Genomic DNA, 19,430 nt, shown 5'->3' on the forward strand with positions numbered 1-19,430 from the left:
ATGCCCCGAATGGTTCTGGAAATACTACGAAATTTTATGTCCTTTGGGAAAGGCCCGGTGTCGGCGGGACCGCTTTCGTCGCCTGAGCGCCGTAAATGTCCCGTGCCCGCTTGATGAAGGCGGAGACCATCAGACGCACGCCCTCATTGAACACGACACCCATCGCGTTCTGCAGAAGCCGGGAACGGAACTCGAAATCCACGAAGAAATCGACCAGGCAACCTCGCGAATCCGGCGTGAATGTCCAGACATTGTTCAGGTAACGGAAAGGCCCCTTTTCGTAGCGCACCCGGATACGCGAAGGCCGCTCCAGCGTCACACGGCTGGTGAAGGTCTCACGGAACGGGCCGAACCCGATCGTCAGATCCGCCACAAGTTCCTGTTCCGTCTGGGTCCGGATGCTTGCCTTCACACACCAGGGAAGAAACTGCGGATACTTCTCCACATCTGCCACAAGATCGAAAAGCTGGTCCGGCGTGTAGGCGATCAACCGTTGCTCGGCATGTGTCGGCATCAGAGACTTTCTTTCAGACGGCTGTGCCGCGCAGCCTGAAGCTTCGCGAAATCACTGTCCGCATGGTAGGAGGACCGGGTCAGCGGACTGGCACTGACCTGAAGAAATCCTTTTGAACGGGCAGCAGCAGCATAGCCGTCAAACTCGTCGGGGGTAACAAACTTTTCCACCGCCGCATGTTTCGCGGACGGCTGGAGATACTGTCCAAGCGTCAGGAAATCGACGTCCGCGATCCGGAAATCATCCATCACCTGAGCGACTTCCATCCGCTCCTCGCCAAGCCCAAGCATCAGGCCGGACTTGGTAAAAATGGAAGGATCGAGTTTCTTTACTCCATCCAGAAGACGAACGGACTGATAGTAACGCGCACCCGGTCTGATAGTGGGATAAAGGCGGGGGACGGTCTCGATATTGTGATTGAAAACGTCTGGCCGAGCCGCCACCACGATCTCCAGCGCGCCATCCTTGCGCAGGAAATCAGGCGTCAGAATCTCGATCGTGGTCTGCGGAGATGTCTCGCGGATCGCATGGATGACCCGCGCGAAATGCGTCGCCCCTCCGTCTTCCAGATCGTCACGGTCCACCGAAGTGATGACGACATGCTTGAGCCCGAGCTTCGCCACCGCTTCCCCGACCCGCCGTGGCTCGTCCTCATCGAGATGCTTCGGCAGTCCGGTCGTGACATTGCAGAATGCGCAGGCCCGGGTGCAGATCTCGCCCATGATCATCATCGTGGCATGACGCTGCGACCAGCATTCCCCGATATTGGGACATGCCGCTTCCTCACAGACCGTTACCAGCCCAGCATCCCGCATGAGCGCACGGGTTTCGTGATAGACGGGGTGGTTGGGCGCCTTGACCCGGATCCAGGACGGCTTGCGCTGGATCGGGTTGTCAGGCCGGTGAGCCTTCTCCGGATGACGGAGAGCAGGCGCCGAACGATGATCGATGGTGATGCGCTGGGACATGGTGCTCAGATATGCAGCGGGCCGTCGAAGGCCGCCAGAGTTGCCTCATGCATGGTTTCGGAAATGGTCGGATGCGGGAAGACCGTCTCGACCAGCTCCGCTTCCGTCAGTTCGCCCGTGCGCGTGATGACATAGCCCTGGATCATTTCCGTGACTTCCGCGCCGATCATGTGGGCGCCAAGAAGCTCGCCGCTCGTGGCATCGAACACGGTCTTGACCATGCCGTCCGTCTCACCCATCGCGACGGCCTTGCCGTTGGCAATGAACGGGAAGCGCCCGACCTTGACCTTGTGGCCGGCAGCAACGGCTTTCTCTTCGCTAAGCCCGACAGAGGCGATCTGCGGACGCGAATAGGTACAGCCCGGAATATTCAGGGGATGGAGCGGCTGCGGCGAACGGCCTGCGATCTTCTCGACGCACAGGATCCCCTCATGGCTTGCCTTGTGGGCCAGCCATGGAGCCCCCGCGACGTCACCGATCGCATAGATCCCCGGCTCGCCGGTGCGGCAGAAGCCGTCAGTCACGATATGGGTCCGCTCGACCTGGACCTTGGTGCCCTCAAGCCCCAGGTCCTCGACATTGCCGACGATACCGACCGCGCAGATCACGCGATCCACCGTCAGATCGACCTTGCCGGTCGGGCTCTCGATCGTCGTGGAGACTTCGTTCTCACCCTTGTTCAGCGGCCCGACTTTCGCGCTGGTGATGATCTTCATCCCCTGCTTCTCGAAAGCTTTGCGGGCAGCGGCGCTGATTTCCGGATCTTCGGCGATCAGGATCCGGTCCGCGACTTCGGCAATCGTGACCTCGCTACCCATGTTCCGGTAGAACGATGCGAACTCGATGCCAATAGCGCCCGAACCGATGACGAGGAGCCGCTTTGGCAGTTCCTTCGGCGTCATGGCCTCGCGTGCCCCCCAGATCAGGGTGCCGTCTGTCTCAAGACCCGGAAGCTGACGGCCGCGCGCGCCCGTTGCAAGAATGACATGCGGCGCCTTGATGGTCGCAACCGCAGCGCCATCCCTGGTGATGGCGACCTGATGCGCCTCGCCCGAACGACCGGCCAGCTTTGCACGTCCGTCAAACGTCGTGACCTTGGCCTTCTTCAGCAGATGCGCAATGCCTCCACCCATCCGGCGTGCGATGCCGCGTGACCGTCCAACGATCTTGGACAGATCAAAGGAGATGTTGTCGGCGGAAAGACCGAACGTCCCCAGTTCGTGAAGCAGATGGTGGATTTCCGAAGAACGCAGGAGCGCCTTGGTCGGAATGCAGCCCCAGTTGAGACACACTCCGCCGAAATGTGTGCTTTCCACGAGCGCCACGCTCATGCCGAGCTGGCTGGCCCGCAGGGCAGCCACATAGCCGCCGGGGCCGCCGCCAACAACAATCAGATCGAACGTATCGGACATGGTTCAGACCACCAGAGTATAAGGGTTCTGCACAATATCGCGCAGTGCATTAAGCCATTCGGCACCAAGAGCGCCATCGACGGCGCGATGATCGACCGAAAGCGTCGCCGTCATCACGGTTGCAACAGCAATTTCCGATCCACGCACCACGGCCCGCTTTTCACCGGACGCAATCGCCAGGATACCAGCCTGCGGCGGATTGATGATCGCCGCGAACTCACGCACGCCGAACATGCCCATATTGGAAATGGAGAATGTCCCGCCCTGAAACTCCTCGGGCTTGAGCTTTCCGGCACGGGCGCGCTTGGCCAGATCCTTGGCTTCCACGCTGATCTGCCGCAGGGACTTGCGATCGGCGTTGCGGATGATCGGCGTGATCAGGCCGTCCGGCACCGACACGGCCATCGAGATGTCCACATTGTCGAAATGCAGCGTCTCGGCATCCGTGAACTGGACGTTCACACCTGGCACCTTCTTCAGCGCCAGTGCAACGGCCTTGATCATCATGTCGTTGACGGAAATCTTGAAGCTGCTTTCCTGCGCCGTGGCGTTCAGCTTCGAGCGCAGTTCCAGCAGCGCATCCAGCTCGATATCGACCGAGACATAGAAATGCGGAACCTGGGTCTTGGATTCCGTCAGACGCCGCGCAATGACTTTGCGCATCGTGGAGTTCGGAACACGACGGACAGTCTCTTCCGAAGCGACAAGAGGTGCCGCTGACGGAGCCGCTTTCGGCGCAGTCTTCGGAGCCGTCACACCCTTTTCCACATCGCGCTTGAGAATACGGCCGTTCGGGCCACTTCCCGTCAGCGCATCGAGGGCAATGCCCCGCTCACGCGCCATGCGGCGGGCCAGCGGAGAGACGAAAATCCGTTCGCCCTTCTCTTCTGCCGCAACTTTTGCAGGCGCTGTTCCCGTCGATACAGCCGGAGCGGCCTCGGCTTTCGGGGCCGCTGGCGTCTGCGTGGAAGAGGCTTCCGGCACAGCCTCACCCTCTTCCACAAGAATCGCGATCGGCGTGTTGACCGGAATGCCCTCGATGCCTTCCTGGATCAGGATACGACCAAGGATGCCCTCGTCCACGGCTTCTACTTCCATGGTCGCCTTGTCGGTCTCAATCTCGGCAATCACGTCGCCAGCGGAGACGGTATCGCCTTCGGCTTTGAGCCAGCGGGCCAGTTTGCCTTCGGTCATGGTCGGCGACAGCGCCGGCATCAGAATATCGGTAGCCATTGTTGTCAGTCCCGCAGCTGCTTGCGAACCGCATCCACAACCCATTCAGGTTTCGGAAGCGCCAGTTTTTCGAGATTGGCCGCATAGGGCATCGGCAGGTCGAGCCCGCAGACACGCGCCGGCGGAGCATCGAGCCAGTCAAAGGCCTGCTCGACGGCCACGGTGCATATTTCCGCACCAATACCCGCCACCGGCCAGCCTTCCTCGACGGAGACGATCCGGTTCGTCTTCTTTACGCTGCGTACGATCGTCTCGGTATCCAGCGGACGGATCGAGCGCAGGTTGATGACTTCGGCCGAGATGCCTTCATCCGCCAGGATTGCCGCGGCTTCCAGCGCCACGCCGACCATGATGGAGAACGCCACCAGCGTCACATCCGTCCCTTCCCGCTCGATCTTCGCGCGACCGATCGGCAGGATGAAATCCTCATCCACCGGGCACGGGAATTTCTGGCCGTACAGGATCTCGTTTTCCAGCACGATGACCGGGTTCGGATCGCGAATGGCGGCTCGCAGCAGCCCCTTCGCATCCGCGGCTGACCAGGGTGCGACGACTTTCAGGCCCGGAATATGTGCATACCAGCTCGCAAAACACTGCGAATGCTGAGCGCCCACACGGGCCGCCGCGCCGTTCGGACCCCGAAACACGATGGGGCAGCCCATCTGACCACCGGACATATACAGTGTTTTGGCGGCAGAATTAATAATATGATCAATAGCTTGCAGTGAAAAGTTCATGGTCATGAACTCAACGATCGGCTTCAGTCCTGTCAGCGCCGCGCCGACAGCCATGCCCGTGAAGCCATGTTCGGTGATCGGGGTGTCGATCACACGCTTCTCGCCGAACTCATCCAGCAGACCCTGACTGACCTTGTAGGCACCCTGATACTGCGCCACTTCCTCACCGATCAGGAACACGTCCTCATCACGACGAAGCTCGGCCGCCATGGCGTCACGCAGGGCCTGACGGACGGTGATTTCGCTGGTTTCGCCCCAGTCCCGGTCATTCTCGGCCTGCGCCACTTCCGGCGCTTCCACGATCCCCGGGTCAGCCGGTGTTTCGATCGCGACAGAAGCGCCAGCAGCCGGATCGGCAGAACGGGTCACGGTGTCCGCAGCCGAAGCGTCCTCGCCTTCCGCCAGAAGCACGGCGATCGGCGTGTTGACCGCGATGTTCTGCGTGCCCTCGTCCACCAGCGTCTTGCCGATCACACCTTCGTCCACGGCTTCGACTTCCATCGTCGCCTTGTCGGTTTCGATCTCGGCAATCACGTCACCGGCCGCAACGGTGTCACCGGCTTTCTTGACCCAGCGGGCCAACGTACCTTCGGTCATGGTCGGCGAGAGAGCCGGCATCAGAATCAGAGATGCCATGGATCAGGCCTCCACCAGAATATCGGTCCAGAGTTCGGACACGTCCGGCTCCGGGCTTGTCTGCGCAAATTCGGTCGCGTCCGCCACGATGGCCTTCACATCCGTCTCGATGTCCTTGAAGACACTCTCCTCGATGCCGCTGCGCAGCATTTCGGCCTTCAGTGTCTCGATCGGATCGCGCGTGCGGCGCATTTCCTCGACTTCCGCGCGCTGGCGATATTTCGCCGGATCGGACATGGAGTGCCCGCGATAGCGATAGGTTTCCATCTCAAGCAGGAACGGCCCCTTGCCCGAACGGCAGTATTCCATGGCTTCCTTCGCGGCTTCATGCACGGCAAAAATGTCCATGCCGTCCACCTTGCGGCTGGCAATGCCCCAGGGCTCGCCATTGCGGGACAGATCCTTGGAGGCCGAGGCGCGCTCGATGGACGTGCCCATGCCATAGCGGTTGTTCTCGATCACATAGATGCAGGGCAGCTTGTGCAGGGCGGCGAGATTGAAGCTCTCATAGACCTGCCCCTGTGCCGATGCGCCCTCGCCGAAATACACGATCGAGACCTCATCCGAGCCACGATACCTGTTGGCAAACGCCAGGCCCGTGCCGAGCGCGACCTGCGCCCCGACGATACCATGGCCGCCATAGAACTCCTTTTCGCGGGAGAACATGTGCATGGAACCGCCCTTGCCGTGCGAATATCCGCCGGAGCGGCCCGTCAGTTCCGCCATGACACCGCGTGGCGTCATGCCTGCGACGAGCATCTGCCCGTGGTCGCGATAGGAGGTGATGGACTTGTCGCCCTGCTTCATATTGAGGCCGATCCCGACCACAATGGCTTCTTGTCCGATATACAGATGGCAGAAGCCGCCGATCAGACCCATGCCGTAAAGCTGCCCGGCCTTTTCCTCGAAGCGTCGCACAAGAAGCATGTCCCTGTAAGCGCGCTTCATGGTCTCCGGCGAAAGGGCCGGACCGTTGCTCCGGCCTGAAGCGGACGGTGTCTCGTCCATGACGGTCTCCTGATGGAAATGCACAAAATCCTGCATGCTCTTAGCGATAGAACCCGCCAAAAGCCAGACCATGCCCCCGGCTTCGCGAAAGCCCCGACCTGCTGGATGTGGCGTGGAAAAACGGATCAGACCGCCCTGAAAGGCGGTCTGGGATCATACGAAACCGAGCAGACGGCGCGCGGCCACGCCGGGATCGGGCTCACGTAGCAGGCTCTCGCCCACCAGAACCGCGCTTGCTCCGACCGCCCCGACCTTCATCATGTCGTCCTGCGTCCGGATGCCGCTTTCGGAGACGACCAGACGATCCGGCGGCACCAGCGGCGCAAGGTCGATCGTCGTCTGGATGTCGGTCTTGAGTGTCCGCAGGTTACGGTTGTTGATCCCGATCAGGAACGTATCCAGTGCCAGCGCCCGGTTCAGTTCCGCCTCGTCATGGACTTCCAGCAGGACATCCATGTCCAGTCCGCGCGCAATCGCGATCAGCTCGGCAGCCTGGGTTTCCGTCAGGATCGCCATGATCAGCAGGATGCAGTCCGCCCCGATCAGGCGGCTCTCATGAACCTGCCAGGGGTCCAGAATGAAGTCCTTGCGCAGGATCGGCAGGCTGCATGCCTCACGCACGGCCCGGATATCGTCCGTGCTGCCATGAAAGCACGAGCCTTCCGTCAGAACCGAAAGACAGGTGGCGCCGGCAGCCTGGTATTCCTGCGCGATCTCAACCGGATTGTAGTCCGGACGCAGGATACCGGCAGACGGAGACGCCTTCTTGATTTCGGCGATCAGCCCGACCTGACGGTCTGCCGTGAGATGCTGGAGCGCCTGGCCAAAGCCCCGTGTCGGCACCGTGACTTCACGTGCGCGTGCCGTGATCTCCTTGAGGGACATGATCTGCGAACGCTGCTCAATATCCACGCGGGTTCGGGCGCAGATCCGGGCCAGAACATCACTGCGGTCGGCAGCGGTTTCCGCTTCGGGGTCCTTGATGGGCGGGGTCGTCGTTTCCGGAATTTCCGGATCCGGGAACTGTTCCGTTCCCTCAGGCGAATATGTCATCGCCGGTCGATGGTACATGAATGTCATGATCGTCCTGCGTCTTTGGGGGCAATGGAATGAGCTGACATGCGCGCAGCCTCGAGCGCGGCACGGGCAAGACCCCGGTCAATGGAGTCTGCCGCCATTCCTACATTGCGACGGAAAGCCGGAACGTCAATTGCTCCGGCCTTCACGATATCGCCGCGCCCTGCCACATGCAGGGCCGCGGCGGCGTTGAGAAGAACCGTATCCCGGTAGGCGCCACCCGCGCCATCCAGCAGGGCAAGCAATGCGGCCGCATTGGTCTGCGCATCCCCGCCCCGGATGGCTGAAATCGGTGCGGCAGCCAGTCCGGCCATGTCCGGTTCGATCCCGAATGCAAAAAGGGTGTCGTCCTGCCAGGCCGAAACCTGGGAGGGGCCAGCAAGCGTAAGCTCGTCGCTTCCCCCCTCTTCGGTCGAACCATGGACGACCCAGACCGACAGACTGCCCAGTGCGCCAAGCGCCCGCGCCACCGGCTCGCACCAGTTCCCGTCAAACACGCCGATCAGCTGATGGCGGACCCGAGCGGGGTTGCACAGCGGCCCGAGCAGATTGAACAGCGTGCGGAAGCCCAGTGCCTTGCGGACGGGAGCCGCATGCCGCATCGCAGGATGATGCTGGGGGGCTGCCAGAAAGACCAGCCCGTCTTCGCGCAGCCGACGGCCCTGAAGCTCCAGATCATCGGTCGGCGGAATGCCCAGAACTTCGAGAACATCCGTGGCACCCGTGGCAGAGGAGAGTGCGCGGTTGCCATGCTTGGCCACGGGAACGCCAAGTCCCGCCAGCACGAAGGCTACGGCCGTGGAGACATTCAGTGTCTTCAGGCCATCGCCGCCTGTTCCGCACACATCAATTGCCCCGGCTGGCACATCCGGCAGAACCGTCATGTGATGACGGACCGCCTGAACGGCTCCGGTCAGTTCGGCAAAGGTTTCGCCACGCAGTTTCAACGCGGTCAGGAAAGCGGCAAGCTGAACGGGCTCAACCTCGCCGGCCATGATGGCGTGGAAAGCCGTTTCCGCCTCATGGCTGTCGAGTTGCCGTCCCAGGGCCGCCTTGTGCAGAAGAGACGTGAAATCCGCGCTCACAGTCATGCGGCCTGTGTGGTGAGGAGCGGAATACCGGCAATTTTCAGGAAATTGGCCAGCAATTCGCGTCCTGCAACAGATGCGATGCTTTCGGGATGGAACTGGACGCCATGCACGGGATAGTCGCGGTGACGCACGCCCATGATGACGCCATCTTCCGTCCGGGCATTGACCACAAGCGTTTCGGGGATGCTGTCGGGTGCAAGGGTCAGGCTGTGATAGCGCACCACATCCACCGGCTCCGGCAGGCCGGCAAAGACGCCCGTTCCGTCATGATGTACCGCGCTGATCTTGCCATGCATCGGCACGGGCGCGCGCACGACTTCGGCCCCGAAGACCTGCCCGATCGCCTGATGGCCAAGGCATACACCAAATACCGGCACCTTCCCTGCGGCAGCGCGGATCAGATCACAGCAGATCCCGGCCTCGGTCGGGGCGCAAGGGCCTGGCGAGATCACGATCGCGGACGGATTGAGCGCCAGGGCCTCGTCGACACTCAGCGCATCATTGCGCCGCACGTCACATTCAACCCCAAGCGCACCCAGATGGTGGACGATGTTGAATGTGAAGCTGTCGTAATTGTCGATGAGAAGGATCATGGCAACAGAATGACCCCCGTGTCTGTTTTCGTCAAATACATCGTGCTTTGAGGCTCCGTCAGGCTTTCGCGGCCGTTGCGACGGCGATTTCCGCCGCCCGGAACAAGGCGCGGGCCTTCGCCTGCGTCTCGCGGAACTCGGCGTTCGGATCGCTGTCCACCACGACGCCGCAGCCGGCCTGCACATACATGTTCCCATCCTTGAGAACGGCCATGCGCAGCCCGATGCAGGTGTCCATTTCCCCGTCCGCTCCGAAATACCCGACGCAACCCGAATACGGCCCGCGCCGCGTCGGTTCCAGTTCGTCGATGATTTCCATCGCGCGGATCTTGGGGGCGCCCGTCAGGGTCCCGGCCGGGAAAGCTGCGACCAGTGCATCCATCGCCGTTTTGCCGTCCTTGATACGGCCGGTCACGGTCGAGGAAATATGCATGACGTGGCTGTAGCGCTCGACGACGAACTTCTCCGGAACCTCGACGGTCCCGAGCTGTGAGACGCGCCCGACATCGTTTCGGCCCAGATCGATCAGCATCAGATGCTCGGCCAGTTCCTTGCGGTCGGCCAGAAGCTCTTTTTCCAGAGCCAGATCCTCTTCGCGATCCGCTCCGCGCGGGCGTGTGCCCGCCAGCGGACGTACCGTGACCTCGCCATTGCGCAGTCGCACGAGGATTTCCGGCGAGGACCCGACCAGAGCGTAGTCCTCAAGCTCCATCACAAACAGGAACGGCGCCGGATTGACGCGGCGCAGGCTGCGATAGAGCGAGAGCGGTGACAGCGGGAATGGTGTCGTGAAGCGTTGGCTCGGCACGATCTGGAAGGCATCGCCCGCAGCGATATAGTCCTGCGCCTTGCGGACGTGATCCTCGAACTGCTGCTGCGTCATGTTCGACACTGGCGGCGCCAGTTCCGTGCCAGCCGGCAACGTCTCGCGCGCATCCCCCAGCGGGGAGGCCAGAGCGGCGCGTGCCTGATCGAGAAGCGCATGCGCCTCCGCATCCGTCGTCTTACCCCGCACCGGCACGGCCAGCGTAAGTTCGTCCCGCACGGAATCGAAGACCGCGAACAGGCGCGGCCGGATCATGATCCCTTCCGGCAGGCCCAGATCATTGACCGGGGCATTCGGCAGGCGCTCCATCTGGCGCACCATATCATAACCCAGCACGCCGAACACGCCGCCGATCATTGGCGGCACTCCGGCCGGAAGGTCCATCTGGCTCTCATCCACGATGGTCTTCAGTGTCTCGAGCGGCACGCCCTCAATGGGCCTGCCGTCCAGCGTCACCTTCCCGTCCCGGCATTTCCAGACCAGATCCGGCAGAAGCGCGATCACGGAATAACGCCCGCGGGCCGCACCACCTTCGACACTCTCGAACAGCAGCCGGTACGGATCGTCCGACAGTTGGGAGAGACGCAGAAAGGCCGAGACAGGCGTCAGAAGATCGGCGGCCTCGATGCTGTAGACAATGCCCATCAGTGCCCCCCGCTCTCTGCTGCCGGAGCACTCGCCGGCGTGGCGGCCGTTACGACCTGATTGTAAAGTGCCATGTTGATACGCGAGGGCGGAACCGCTTTTTCCATGGCGGCATTCAGTACCACCGGAATATCGGAACGCATGGACTGGAGGTATTCGTCCGAAAGCTGCTTGCCCAGGCTCTTCATGTCCTCTGCCGAGGCCGGCTTGTCCGCCGTCACGTTGACCAGCCAGAACGCATCGGGGGATTCGAACATGCCGCTCGTTCCCGGCTTGAGTCCGAAAACACCGCGCAGGACATTCTGCGGCAGGGTCTGGTCCGGATGAACCCGCGACACGGCAACGTCCTGACGCAGGGCCGAGGCTTCGGCCTGCCCCTGGAGGGCTTTGCGCAGCGTTCCTGCCTTGGCCGCATTGAACAGCGTGGTCGCCCGCAAGTCGGCGGCATGACGCTTCTGATCCGCCGTCCAGGCCTGCACGACCTGATCGCGCACGCTGTCGAACGGCTTGAGCGTACCGGGGTGCACTTCATCGACGAGCAGGGAGAACGCCGTGCCGTTCGGACCATTGATGACGGTCGGCTGGGCATCCTTGGACTGGGTGAAGATCTGATGGATGATCGCCTGGCGCAGGGCCGCGTCGCCCGGAATGGGTGCAGGCAGACCGTCCTGCGTCAGGCCGTTTGAATCCAGCGTGCCGGATGCGGGAACAGCCCCGAGATCGCTCGGGATCTGCTCCAGCGTCGAAGATCCGGCAACCGCATCCTGAAACTGCTTCTGGCGGGCCTGAAGCGCTTCCCCGGCTTCCTGGTTCTGGACCTGCGTCTTCAGGCCATCCTTGGCCTGTTCGAAGGTCGTTTTGTGCGGCGCGGTGATGGCCGTGATGTTGAAGACGACCCAGCCCATGCCGGTCTTTTCCGGTCCGGAGATGCGGTCGGACGGTGCCGCGAATGCCGCCTTGGCAAGTTCAGGGTTCGGAATGTCGCTCTGGCGTACGGACGGCAGGGATACCGCAGCGGCTTCGGGGAACTTCTTCTGGATATCGTCCCAGGACGTTCCGCTCTTCCAGGCCGTCGCAGCCGCATCGGCTTTCGCCTGATCGGTGAAGGTCAGGACCTGAATCGTCCGCGTCTCGGGCATGTCAAAGGTGCGGGCCTGAAAATCATAAAGACGGTGCAGGACGTCGTCGGGGACCTCGATCGTCTTCGCCACGCTGTCCGGCGTCATGACGACCATTTTCGCATGGCGATATTCCGTCGTGCGGAACATCTGCGGGTGGTTGTCATAGAAACGGTGAAGCTGGTCATCCGTCGGCGCGGCGGCAACGACACCGCTTGCAAACGGGATCTGAACCAGATCGAACACGCGCTGGCTCGCATCGAAGGACAGCATCCGGTCCGTCAGGGAAGACGGCGCGACAACGGACTGCCCCATGCCCTGCAGAAGCCCGCGCGAAGCGATGTCCTCGCGGATGGCCTGGAGCAGCTTGCCCTCGGACAGTCCGATCCGCGTCAGACGGTCATTGAAGACGCTCCGGTCGAACTGTCCGGCGGCATTGTGAAACGCCGGAATGGCAAAGACTTCCTGCCGCACCAGATCATCGGGGACCATCATGCCCGCGCGGGCGGCGGCAAGCTGGGTCTCGTTCTGGATCACAAGGTTTTGAAGCGTCTGCCGTGCGATCTGCTCGATCTCGCCCTTGGGGAGCCTGGAGGGGTCGGCAAGCCCAATCCGTCGGGCGATTTCGGGAAGCTGCGCCGAGAGCGCCCGGCTGAAATCGTCCGGCGTGATGCTGCGATCGCCGACGCGCACGACCTCGTTGGAGCTTGCCGTGCCCATGTTGGAATACACATCTCCCACACCCCAGCCGATGAAGGCCAGAAAGATCAGCAGCGCGGCGGCACGGCCGGCCCAGGAGTCAACAAAGAGGTGGCGGAGTGTGGTAATCATAGGGTCAGGGCAGATCCGGATGACGGGATGGTGCGGACACAAAAGGCCCGCTAGACTTGCCGCACCATAATGTCGTGAGAACGGCTTGACCAGAAGCAGACCGGAACGAGTGCTGCCTTGCGGCATTCAGCCGGTCGCAGCACTGAGCACATACCGGTAACGCCGCCATTCTTCGGGCGTCACCGTCAAGGAGGAAGAGTGCCCCCATCACCCAGGCTTGTCGTTGGAAACTGGAAGATGCACGGATTGCGGGAGCAGTCCGGCCGTCTGGTCCGTGCCGTCGCCGAGGGCGCGCAGTCCCTCCCCGATGACGTTCGGCTCGTCCTGTGCCCACCCTTCACCCAGCTCGCCAGCGTGCATGGCATCATCAATGCCGAGGGGCCGTCCACGCCGCTGCGTCTTGGTGCGCAGGACTGTCATACGACGTCCTCGGGGCCCCACACCGGGGACATCTCGGCTGAAATGCTGGCCGATCTTGGCGTCCGTTACGTCATCCTCGGCCATTCCGAACGCCGCCAGGCCCATGGCGAAACCGATGTCCTGATTCGCCAGAAGGTCGAAGCTGCCGAAGCTGCGGGCCTTATTCCCATCGTCTGTGTCGGCGAGACGATACAGGAGCGTCTCGAAGGTCGGACGACCACCGTTCTGGCCACGCAGGTCGAGGGATCGCTGACCGACGGCTTTACGGGTATCCTAGCTTACGAGCCCGTCTGGGCCATCGGAAGCGGCACGATCCCGCCCATCGACGAGCTTGAGAGAACCCTTTCTCTCCTGCACGGACTGTTGCAGTCCCGTCTCAAGACGGATGACATTCGCGTGCCGATCCTGTATGGCGGCTCCGTCACACCGGCTCAGGCGCCGACCATTTTTTCCATCGGGTCGCTTGGCGGGGTGCTGGTTGGCAGTGCCAGTCTGGAAGCAGAGAGCTTCCTGCGCATCGCTGAAGCGGCATCTTTCCGCCTGACGTCCCAACCATTGTCCGGACCCTATCGTTCATGACCACTCTTCTGCTTGCTCTCAACCTGCTGGTCACACTGGCGCTGATCGGGGTGATCCTGATCCAGCGCAGCGAAGGCGGCGGCCTCGGCATCGGCAGCGGCCAGGGCATGGGCTCCTTCATGAGCGGCCGCGGGACGGCAACGCTACTGACGCGTGCCACCTCCGTCCTCGCCGGCATCTTCATGCTGCTGTGCCTGGTGCTGGCCGTCATGAACCGTGGCGCGTCTTCCGGCGTCGGCTCGCATGACATCCTGGCCGAGCCGCCTGCCGCGACCCAGACGACCACCACCACAACCCCGGCTACACCTGCCGCTCCGGCTTCCACACCCGCTCACTGACCGGGCCTGAAAATCCCCGTTTGAACTTTTTGACGGGGATCTTGCTTACGGACGCGTCTCTCCGCTTCCCCTGCCCCATGTCGGCAGTGTATGAAGACCGCCCATGACGCGTTTCGTATTCATCACCGGCGGTGTGGTATCTTCTCTCGGCAAGGGCATCGCTTCCGCGGCCCTTGCTGCTCTCCTCCAGGCGCGCGGATACAAGGTCCGCATGCGCAAGCTGGACCCCTATCTCAATGTGGATCCGGGCACCATGAGTCCGTATCAGCACGGTGAGGTGTTCATTACCGATGACGGGGCCGAAACCGACCTCGATCTCGGTCACTATGAACGCTTCACGGGCGTCCATGCGTCACGTGCTGACAACACCACGACGGGACGGATCTATTCGGATGTGATCGCCCGCGAACGCCGGGGCGACTATCTGGGCGGGACCGTGCAGGTCATTCCGCACATCACGGACGCCATCAAGGATGTTGTGGTCACGGGTACCGACGACTACGATTTCGTTCTCGTGGAAATTGGTGGCACGGTCGGCGACATCGAGAGCCTGCCCTTCCTCGAAGCCATCCGTCAGCTCCGCAATGATCTCGGCCATGCCCAGACCATGTGCGTGCACCTGACCCTCCTGCCCTATATTCCGGCGGCCGGCGAACTCAAGACGAAGCCGACGCAGCATTCCGTCAAGGAACTGCAGAATGTTGGTATTCAGCCGCAGATGCTGCTGTGCCGCTCGGACCGTCCCATCCCGGACAACGAGCGTCAGAAGATCGCCAATTTCTGCAATGTTCGTTCGGAAGCCGTCATCGCGGCGCTCGATGTCGACACGATCTATGCCTGTCCCATTTCCTATCACAACGAAGGAATGGATCAGGAAGTCCTGCGCTATTTCGATCTGCCCTATGACAGCAAGCCGGACCTTTCACGCTGGGAAAAGATCGTCCATGCGATTCGCGAGCCCGAAGGCGAGGTCCGTGTAGCCATCGTCGGCAAGTACACGGCCCTCCTCGACAGCTACAAATCGCTGGCCGAGGCCCTGCTGCATGGTGGCATCGCCAACCATGTGAAAGTGAAGCTCGACTGGATCGAATCGGAAGAGTTCGAGAAGAACGGTAATATTGCCGAGCGCCTGAAAGATGCTGACGCCATCCTCGTGCCAGGCGGTTTCGGCGAGCGTGGTGCTGAAGGCAAGATTCAGGCTGTTCGCTATGCCCGTGAAAACAACATTCCGTTCCTGGGCATCTGCTTCGGCATGCAGATGGCTGTGATCGAATGTGCCCGTTCTCTGGCTGGTCTTCCCAAGGCGTCTTCCACCGAGTTCGGTCCCACGGACGAGCCTCTGGTCGGCCTGATGACCGAATGGGCTCGTGGCAGTGAGTTGCTTCGCCGTCGTGAAGGCGGCGATCTGGGCGGCACGATGCGTCTTGGTGCCTACCCGGCCAAGCTGGTTCCGGGCTCCCGCGTGGCGGAGATCTATGGCCGTACGGAAATTCGCGAGCGCCATCGTCATCGCTGGGAAGTGAACGCCCACTACAAGGACCGTCTCGAAAAGACGGGCCTGCGCTTCTCCGGTCTCTCGCCGGATGGCGTGCTGCCCGAAGTGGTCGAATACCCCGATCACGCGTGGTTCGTGGCCGTGCAGTACCATCCGGAACTGCTCTCCAAGCCTTTCGACCCGCATCCGCTGTTCGCAGGCTTCATCGCTGCGGCCGTCAAGGAGGCTCATCGCAAGTGAGCTTCCGGATTGGAGACCTCATGGTCGGTCAGAATCAGCCGTTTACACTGATTGCTGGCCCCTGCCAGATCGAATCCCGCGAGCACGCAACGGAAATGGCCGATGCCATTTCCGGCCTGTGTCATGAGCTGGGAATCGGCCTGATCTACAAAAGCAGCTTCGACAAGGCGAACCGCAGTTCGGTCAACGCCGCCCGGGGTGTGGGTATGGATGCCGGTCTGGATATTCTCGCCAGCATCCGGGAGCGATTCGGCGTCCCCGTCCTGACGGATGTGCATACCGCCGAGCAGTGCGCACCTGCTGCCCAGGCGGTGGATGTTCTTCAGATCCCGGCCTTCCTGTGTCGCCAGACGGACCTGCTGTTGGCTGCGGGTAAAACTGGTCGCGCCATCAACATCAAGAAGGGCCAGTTCCTTGCGCCCTGGGACATGGCGAATGTTGCGGCGAAGATCGCATCTACGGGTAATGAGCACATCATGCTCTGTGATCGCGGCACGAGTTTCGGTTACAACACGCTTGTGAGTGACATGCGCGGTCTGCCGATCATGGCGCAGACGGGTTACCCTGTTGTGTTCGACGCTACCCACTCGGTGCAGCAGCCGGGCGGTCTCGGGGCATCAACTGGCGGCCAGCGCGAGTTCGTCGAGCCTCTGGCCCGCGCTGCCCTGTCCATCGGCGTGGCTGCCGTCTTCATCGAGACGCATCAGGACCCGGATCATGCACCGAGCGATGGCCCGACCATGGTGCCGCTTAGTGAAATGCGCGGCCTGCTGACGCGTCTGAAAGCCTTCGACGCGCTCGCGAAGTCCTTTCTGGCCTAGCTGCCGGACGGCGCCAGAGCCGCCAGAAACAGGCTCAGCACCGCAATAGCCGTCAGCCCTGTGCGAAGCGGCAGATAGCCTGGGGGAAGAGCGCCTTTCCTCCAGGCTTCCCGTTCCACAAGGAATGTTCCGACAAAGCCGATGATTTCCAGTCCGAAACCGGCGCGGACATGCCCCAGCACACCGATGCACAGCGACAGCCATGCCCACAGCGCAGGGCAGACACCCAGAACAAGACGCTGACGGTCCCGCTGCGATGTGCCGCCAACGGTGATGATGTCCGGCCGTTCCATGGCCAGTCCCCAGTGCACGGCCCCCAGAAATGACAGAATGCAGGCCCCGTACGCCAGCAGAATGACCTTCAGATGTGGCAGCGGCGCGAACAGTCCGACGAGGAAGATCCATCCTCCAAGCGTCATGAAGGGGATCAGTCCGGCAATGCCGAGCACGAAAACGGGAAAAGGCAGGCGCATGTCGTCGTTGACCTCACGGCGTGATTTTGAGACTTGAAATAGCTGCTTCATTCCGAACGGTCACGAGCCACCCCGGTTCACGTCTATCGATTCACGCATCTCCAGGAGAGCTTCCATTGAGCGCCATCGTTGATATCACCTCCCGCGAAATCCTGGACAGCCGCGGCAATCCTACCGTCGAGGTCGAAGTCGAGCTTTCTTCGGGTGCCCGCGGCCGCGCTGCTGTCCCGTCCGGTGCCTCTACAGGCGCCCATGAAGCCGTGGAGCTGCGCGATGGTGACAAGTCCCGTTACGGCGGCAAAGGCGTCCTGAAGGCCTGTAGCCACGTTGAAAATGACATCCTCGAAGTGCTCCAGGGCGCCGAATCGGAAGATCAGATCGCCATCGACAACGCGATGATCGATCTGGACGGGACCCCTAACAAATCCCGTCTGGGTGCAAATGCCATCCTGGGCGTCTCCCTCGCCGTCGCCAAGTCCACGGCCGAGGAACTGGAACTGCCGCTGTACCGTTATGTCGGTGGCGTCTATGCCCATCTCCTGCCCGTGCCGATGATGAACATCGTCAATGGCGGTGAACATGCCGACAATCCGATCGACATCCAGGAATTCATGATCCAGCCGGTCGGTGCTCCGACGGTTGCGGATGCCATCCGTATGGGCTCGGAAATCTTTGCGCGTCTGAAGAAAGGTCTGTCCGAAGCCGGGTACAACACCAATGTCGGCGATGAGGGCGGCTTCGCACCGAACCTGAAGTCTGCTGACGAAGCTCTTGGATTTATTGCAAAATCCGTTGAGGCGGCTGGTTACAATCTCGGTGAGGATGTGACCTTCGCACTCGACTGTGCTGCCACCGAGTTCTATGCGGATGGCCGTTACAACCTGAAGGGTGAAGGTAAGGAGTTCGATGCCTCGGGCATGATTTCCTATCTTGAGGATCTGGCTAACCGCTACCCGATCGTCTCCATCGAGGATGGTCTGGCAGAGGATGACTGGGAAGGCTGGGCAGAGCTTACGACCCGCCTGGGCAAGAAGCTTCAGCTTGTTGGCGACGACCTGTTCGTGACCAACCCTGATCGCCTTCGTCGCGGCATCAAGGCTGGCACGGGCAATGCGCTGCTCGTGAAGGTCAATCAGATCGGTACGCTGACCGAGACGCTTGAAGCCGTCGAGACGGCTCACAAGGCCGGTTATGCCTGCGTCATGAGCCATCGTTCGGGTGAGACGGAAGATTCCGTTATTGCTGATCTCGCGGTTGCGACGAACTGCGGTCAGATCAAGACGGGCTCCCTCTCCCGCTCCGATCGTACGGCAAAGTACAACCAGTTGATCCGCATCGAGCAGCAGCTTGGAAGTGCCGCACGTTACGCCGGTCGCACGATCCTCAAGAACTCCTGAAACTGTCGGACGGCCTCGTTTCCTTTGAAATGAGGCCGTTTTTCAAGACATGATGTGAAAGATATCCGTATCATTCATTGTCTGGTCACGATTGACTGATATAGACTGGTAAAATCTCTCAGAACGGAGTTTTCGCGACGTGACACTGATCCGACTTATCAAACGTGGTGTCCGCGCCGTAGCTCCCCCGGCCTTCTTTCTGTCCCTGACGGCATATTTCGGATGGAACGCCCTTCACGGCGCTCACGGTATTCACGCCTATCAGGAACAGATGCAGCTTCAGAAGGATGCTCTTCAGGCCAGGCAGGATGCCAGTGATGAGCAGAATGTCTGGCGTCGCCGCGTCGTTGCGCTCAAGGAAAAGGCGCTGGACGCCGATATGCTGGACGAACGGGCCCGCGCCACGATGAACCTGACACGCAGCGGTGATCTAGTTGTCCCCTACGGCCCTCACGACAGGCTATTCTGAGCAGCGGCCAGGAATATCCGGCCCTGTAGATATAAAAAAAAGCGGCCCGAAGGCCGCTTTTTTTATAAAGACTGTCGGAACAGTCTTACTTGATCTTGGCTTCGCGGAACACGACGTGCTTGCGTGCAACCGGGTCGTACTTGCGCACTTCCATCTTTCCCGTAGCGGAACGGGCATTCTTCTTCGTGACGTAGAAGTAGCCGGTTTCGGCGGACGAAACGAGCCGGATCTGAATAACGTTGCTCTTTCCCATGATACCCTCGGGCTTTCGCCATACTGATGCCGCTCGAAGGTGTCGATGCAGCATGTTGATCTCTAGATTGGGCGCACCATGCTGATTTGTGGTCCGCAGGTCAAGGCCCTGACATATAATTTCGGGGTTTTCCTGCGCTTTCAGAGACTTTCAGCGTGAAGGAATCTTATCAGGCCATCGTATGAACCCTTCTCTTTCGCTTGTGAGGCAACAGACAGGAACCTATAAGGAACAAATGTGGGATGGTTTTTATTCT

19 protein-coding genes are annotated in these 19,430 nt (G+C 61.2%); 6 read left to right on the top strand and 13 right to left on the bottom strand.

The features are described from left to right. Positions 1 to 34 precede the first annotated feature (34 nt). The 11 genes from GFJ39_RS06360 to GFJ39_RS06410 form a co-directional block, all read right to left on the bottom strand. Positions 35 to 514 carry a type II toxin-antitoxin system RatA family toxin gene (locus GFJ39_RS06360; protein WP_153430546.1) on the bottom strand — a complete coding sequence of 160 codons (480 nt, stop codon included), beginning with the start codon at positions 512 to 514 and terminating at the stop codon, positions 35 to 37. Further along, on the bottom strand, positions 514 to 1,482 hold the full coding sequence (lipA, locus tag GFJ39_RS06365) for a lipoyl synthase (RefSeq protein ID WP_153430547.1): 969 nt from the start codon (positions 1,480 to 1,482) through the stop codon (positions 514 to 516). The genes GFJ39_RS06360 and lipA overlap by 1 nt, the downstream gene beginning before the upstream one ends. A gap of 5 nt (positions 1,483 to 1,487) precedes the next feature. Next, entirely contained in the window at positions 1,488 to 2,894 is a 1,407-nt protein-coding gene (gene lpdA, locus GFJ39_RS06370) for a dihydrolipoyl dehydrogenase (RefSeq protein WP_153430548.1), read from the bottom strand. Between the two features lie 3 nt (positions 2,895 to 2,897). Next, complete coding sequence (locus GFJ39_RS06375) at positions 2,898 to 4,127, bottom strand: pyruvate dehydrogenase complex dihydrolipoamide acetyltransferase (RefSeq protein ID WP_153430549.1); 1,230 nt, start codon at positions 4,125 to 4,127, stop codon at positions 2,898 to 2,900. Positions 4,128 to 4,132: 5 nt separating this feature from the next. After that, positions 4,133 to 5,500, bottom strand: coding sequence for a pyruvate dehydrogenase complex E1 component subunit beta (locus GFJ39_RS06380; RefSeq protein WP_153430550.1), 1,368 nt, complete (start codon positions 5,498 to 5,500; stop codon positions 4,133 to 4,135). A gap of 3 nt (positions 5,501 to 5,503) precedes the next feature. Beyond that, positions 5,504 to 6,508, bottom strand: coding sequence for a pyruvate dehydrogenase (acetyl-transferring) E1 component subunit alpha (gene pdhA / locus GFJ39_RS06385; RefSeq protein WP_153430551.1), 1,005 nt, complete (start codon positions 6,506 to 6,508; stop codon positions 5,504 to 5,506). Positions 6,509 to 6,661: 153 nt separating this feature from the next. Continuing rightward, on the bottom strand, positions 6,662 to 7,588 hold the full coding sequence (trpC, locus tag GFJ39_RS06390; protein WP_011253791.1) for an indole-3-glycerol phosphate synthase TrpC: 927 nt from the start codon (positions 7,586 to 7,588) through the stop codon (positions 6,662 to 6,664). Then, on the bottom strand, positions 7,585 to 8,676 hold the full coding sequence (trpD, locus tag GFJ39_RS06395) for an anthranilate phosphoribosyltransferase (RefSeq protein WP_153430552.1): 1,092 nt from the start codon (positions 8,674 to 8,676) through the stop codon (positions 7,585 to 7,587). Before trpD ends, trpC begins: the two co-directional genes overlap by 4 nt. Beyond that, entirely contained in the window at positions 8,673 to 9,269 is a 597-nt protein-coding gene (locus tag GFJ39_RS06400) for an anthranilate synthase component II (protein ID WP_153430553.1), read from the bottom strand. Before GFJ39_RS06400 ends, trpD begins: the two co-directional genes overlap by 4 nt. Before the next feature lie 58 nt (positions 9,270 to 9,327). Next, complete coding sequence (gene trpE, locus GFJ39_RS06405; protein WP_153430554.1) at positions 9,328 to 10,740, bottom strand: anthranilate synthase component I; 1,413 nt, start codon at positions 10,738 to 10,740, stop codon at positions 9,328 to 9,330. Further along, positions 10,740 to 12,689: a peptidylprolyl isomerase gene (locus tag GFJ39_RS06410; protein WP_153430555.1), complete on the bottom strand. Its 1,950-nt coding sequence runs from the start codon at positions 12,687 to 12,689 to the stop codon at positions 10,740 to 10,742. The genes trpE and GFJ39_RS06410 overlap by 1 nt, the downstream gene beginning before the upstream one ends. 198 nt (positions 12,690 to 12,887) lie before the next feature. On the opposite strand from GFJ39_RS06410, the gene tpiA reads away from it, so the two are divergent. The 4 genes from tpiA (at position 12,888) to kdsA (ending at position 16,582) form a co-directional block, all read left to right on the top strand. Beyond that, on the top strand, positions 12,888 to 13,688 hold the full coding sequence (gene tpiA, locus GFJ39_RS06415) for a triose-phosphate isomerase (protein ID WP_325062853.1): 801 nt from the start codon (positions 12,888 to 12,890) through the stop codon (positions 13,686 to 13,688). Then, entirely contained in the window at positions 13,685 to 14,026 is a 342-nt protein-coding gene (secG, locus tag GFJ39_RS06420) for a preprotein translocase subunit SecG (protein ID WP_153430556.1), read from the top strand. Before tpiA ends, secG begins: the two co-directional genes overlap by 4 nt. Before the next feature lie 103 nt (positions 14,027 to 14,129). Beyond that, on the top strand, positions 14,130 to 15,761 hold the full coding sequence (locus GFJ39_RS06425; protein WP_153430557.1) for a CTP synthase: 1,632 nt from the start codon (positions 14,130 to 14,132) through the stop codon (positions 15,759 to 15,761). Further along, positions 15,758 to 16,582, top strand: a complete 825-nt coding sequence (gene kdsA / locus GFJ39_RS06430; RefSeq protein ID WP_325062854.1) for a 3-deoxy-8-phosphooctulonate synthase — start codon at positions 15,758 to 15,760, stop codon at positions 16,580 to 16,582. Before GFJ39_RS06425 ends, kdsA begins: the two co-directional genes overlap by 4 nt. Here the strand turns inward: kdsA and GFJ39_RS06435 are convergent. Further along, positions 16,579 to 17,055, bottom strand: a complete 477-nt coding sequence (locus tag GFJ39_RS06435) for a DUF3429 domain-containing protein (RefSeq protein WP_228391829.1) — start codon at positions 17,053 to 17,055, stop codon at positions 16,579 to 16,581. The two genes, kdsA and GFJ39_RS06435, sit on opposite strands and share 4 nt — an antisense overlap. A gap of 116 nt (positions 17,056 to 17,171) precedes the next feature. On the opposite strand from GFJ39_RS06435, the gene eno reads away from it, so the two are divergent. After that, positions 17,172 to 18,452 (top strand): phosphopyruvate hydratase, encoded by a 1,281-nt coding sequence (gene eno / locus GFJ39_RS06440; RefSeq protein ID WP_153430559.1) that lies wholly within the window; start codon positions 17,172 to 17,174, stop codon positions 18,450 to 18,452. A gap of 139 nt (positions 18,453 to 18,591) precedes the next feature. Then, positions 18,592 to 18,921 (top strand): FtsB family cell division protein, encoded by a 330-nt coding sequence (locus GFJ39_RS06445; RefSeq protein ID WP_325062855.1) that lies wholly within the window; start codon positions 18,592 to 18,594, stop codon positions 18,919 to 18,921. Positions 18,922 to 19,006: 85 nt separating this feature from the next. Here the strand turns inward: GFJ39_RS06445 and rpmG are convergent, their stop codons facing one another. After that, positions 19,007 to 19,174, bottom strand: coding sequence for a 50S ribosomal protein L33 (gene rpmG, locus GFJ39_RS06450; protein WP_011253780.1), 168 nt, complete (start codon positions 19,172 to 19,174; stop codon positions 19,007 to 19,009). Between the last annotated feature and the right edge of the window lie 256 nt (positions 19,175 to 19,430).

Origin of the sequence: Gluconobacter aidae, assembly GCF_009547075.1 — a bacterium.
In the GTDB taxonomy this organism is placed as follows: Bacteria; Pseudomonadota; Alphaproteobacteria; order Acetobacterales; family Acetobacteraceae; genus Gluconobacter; species Gluconobacter aidae.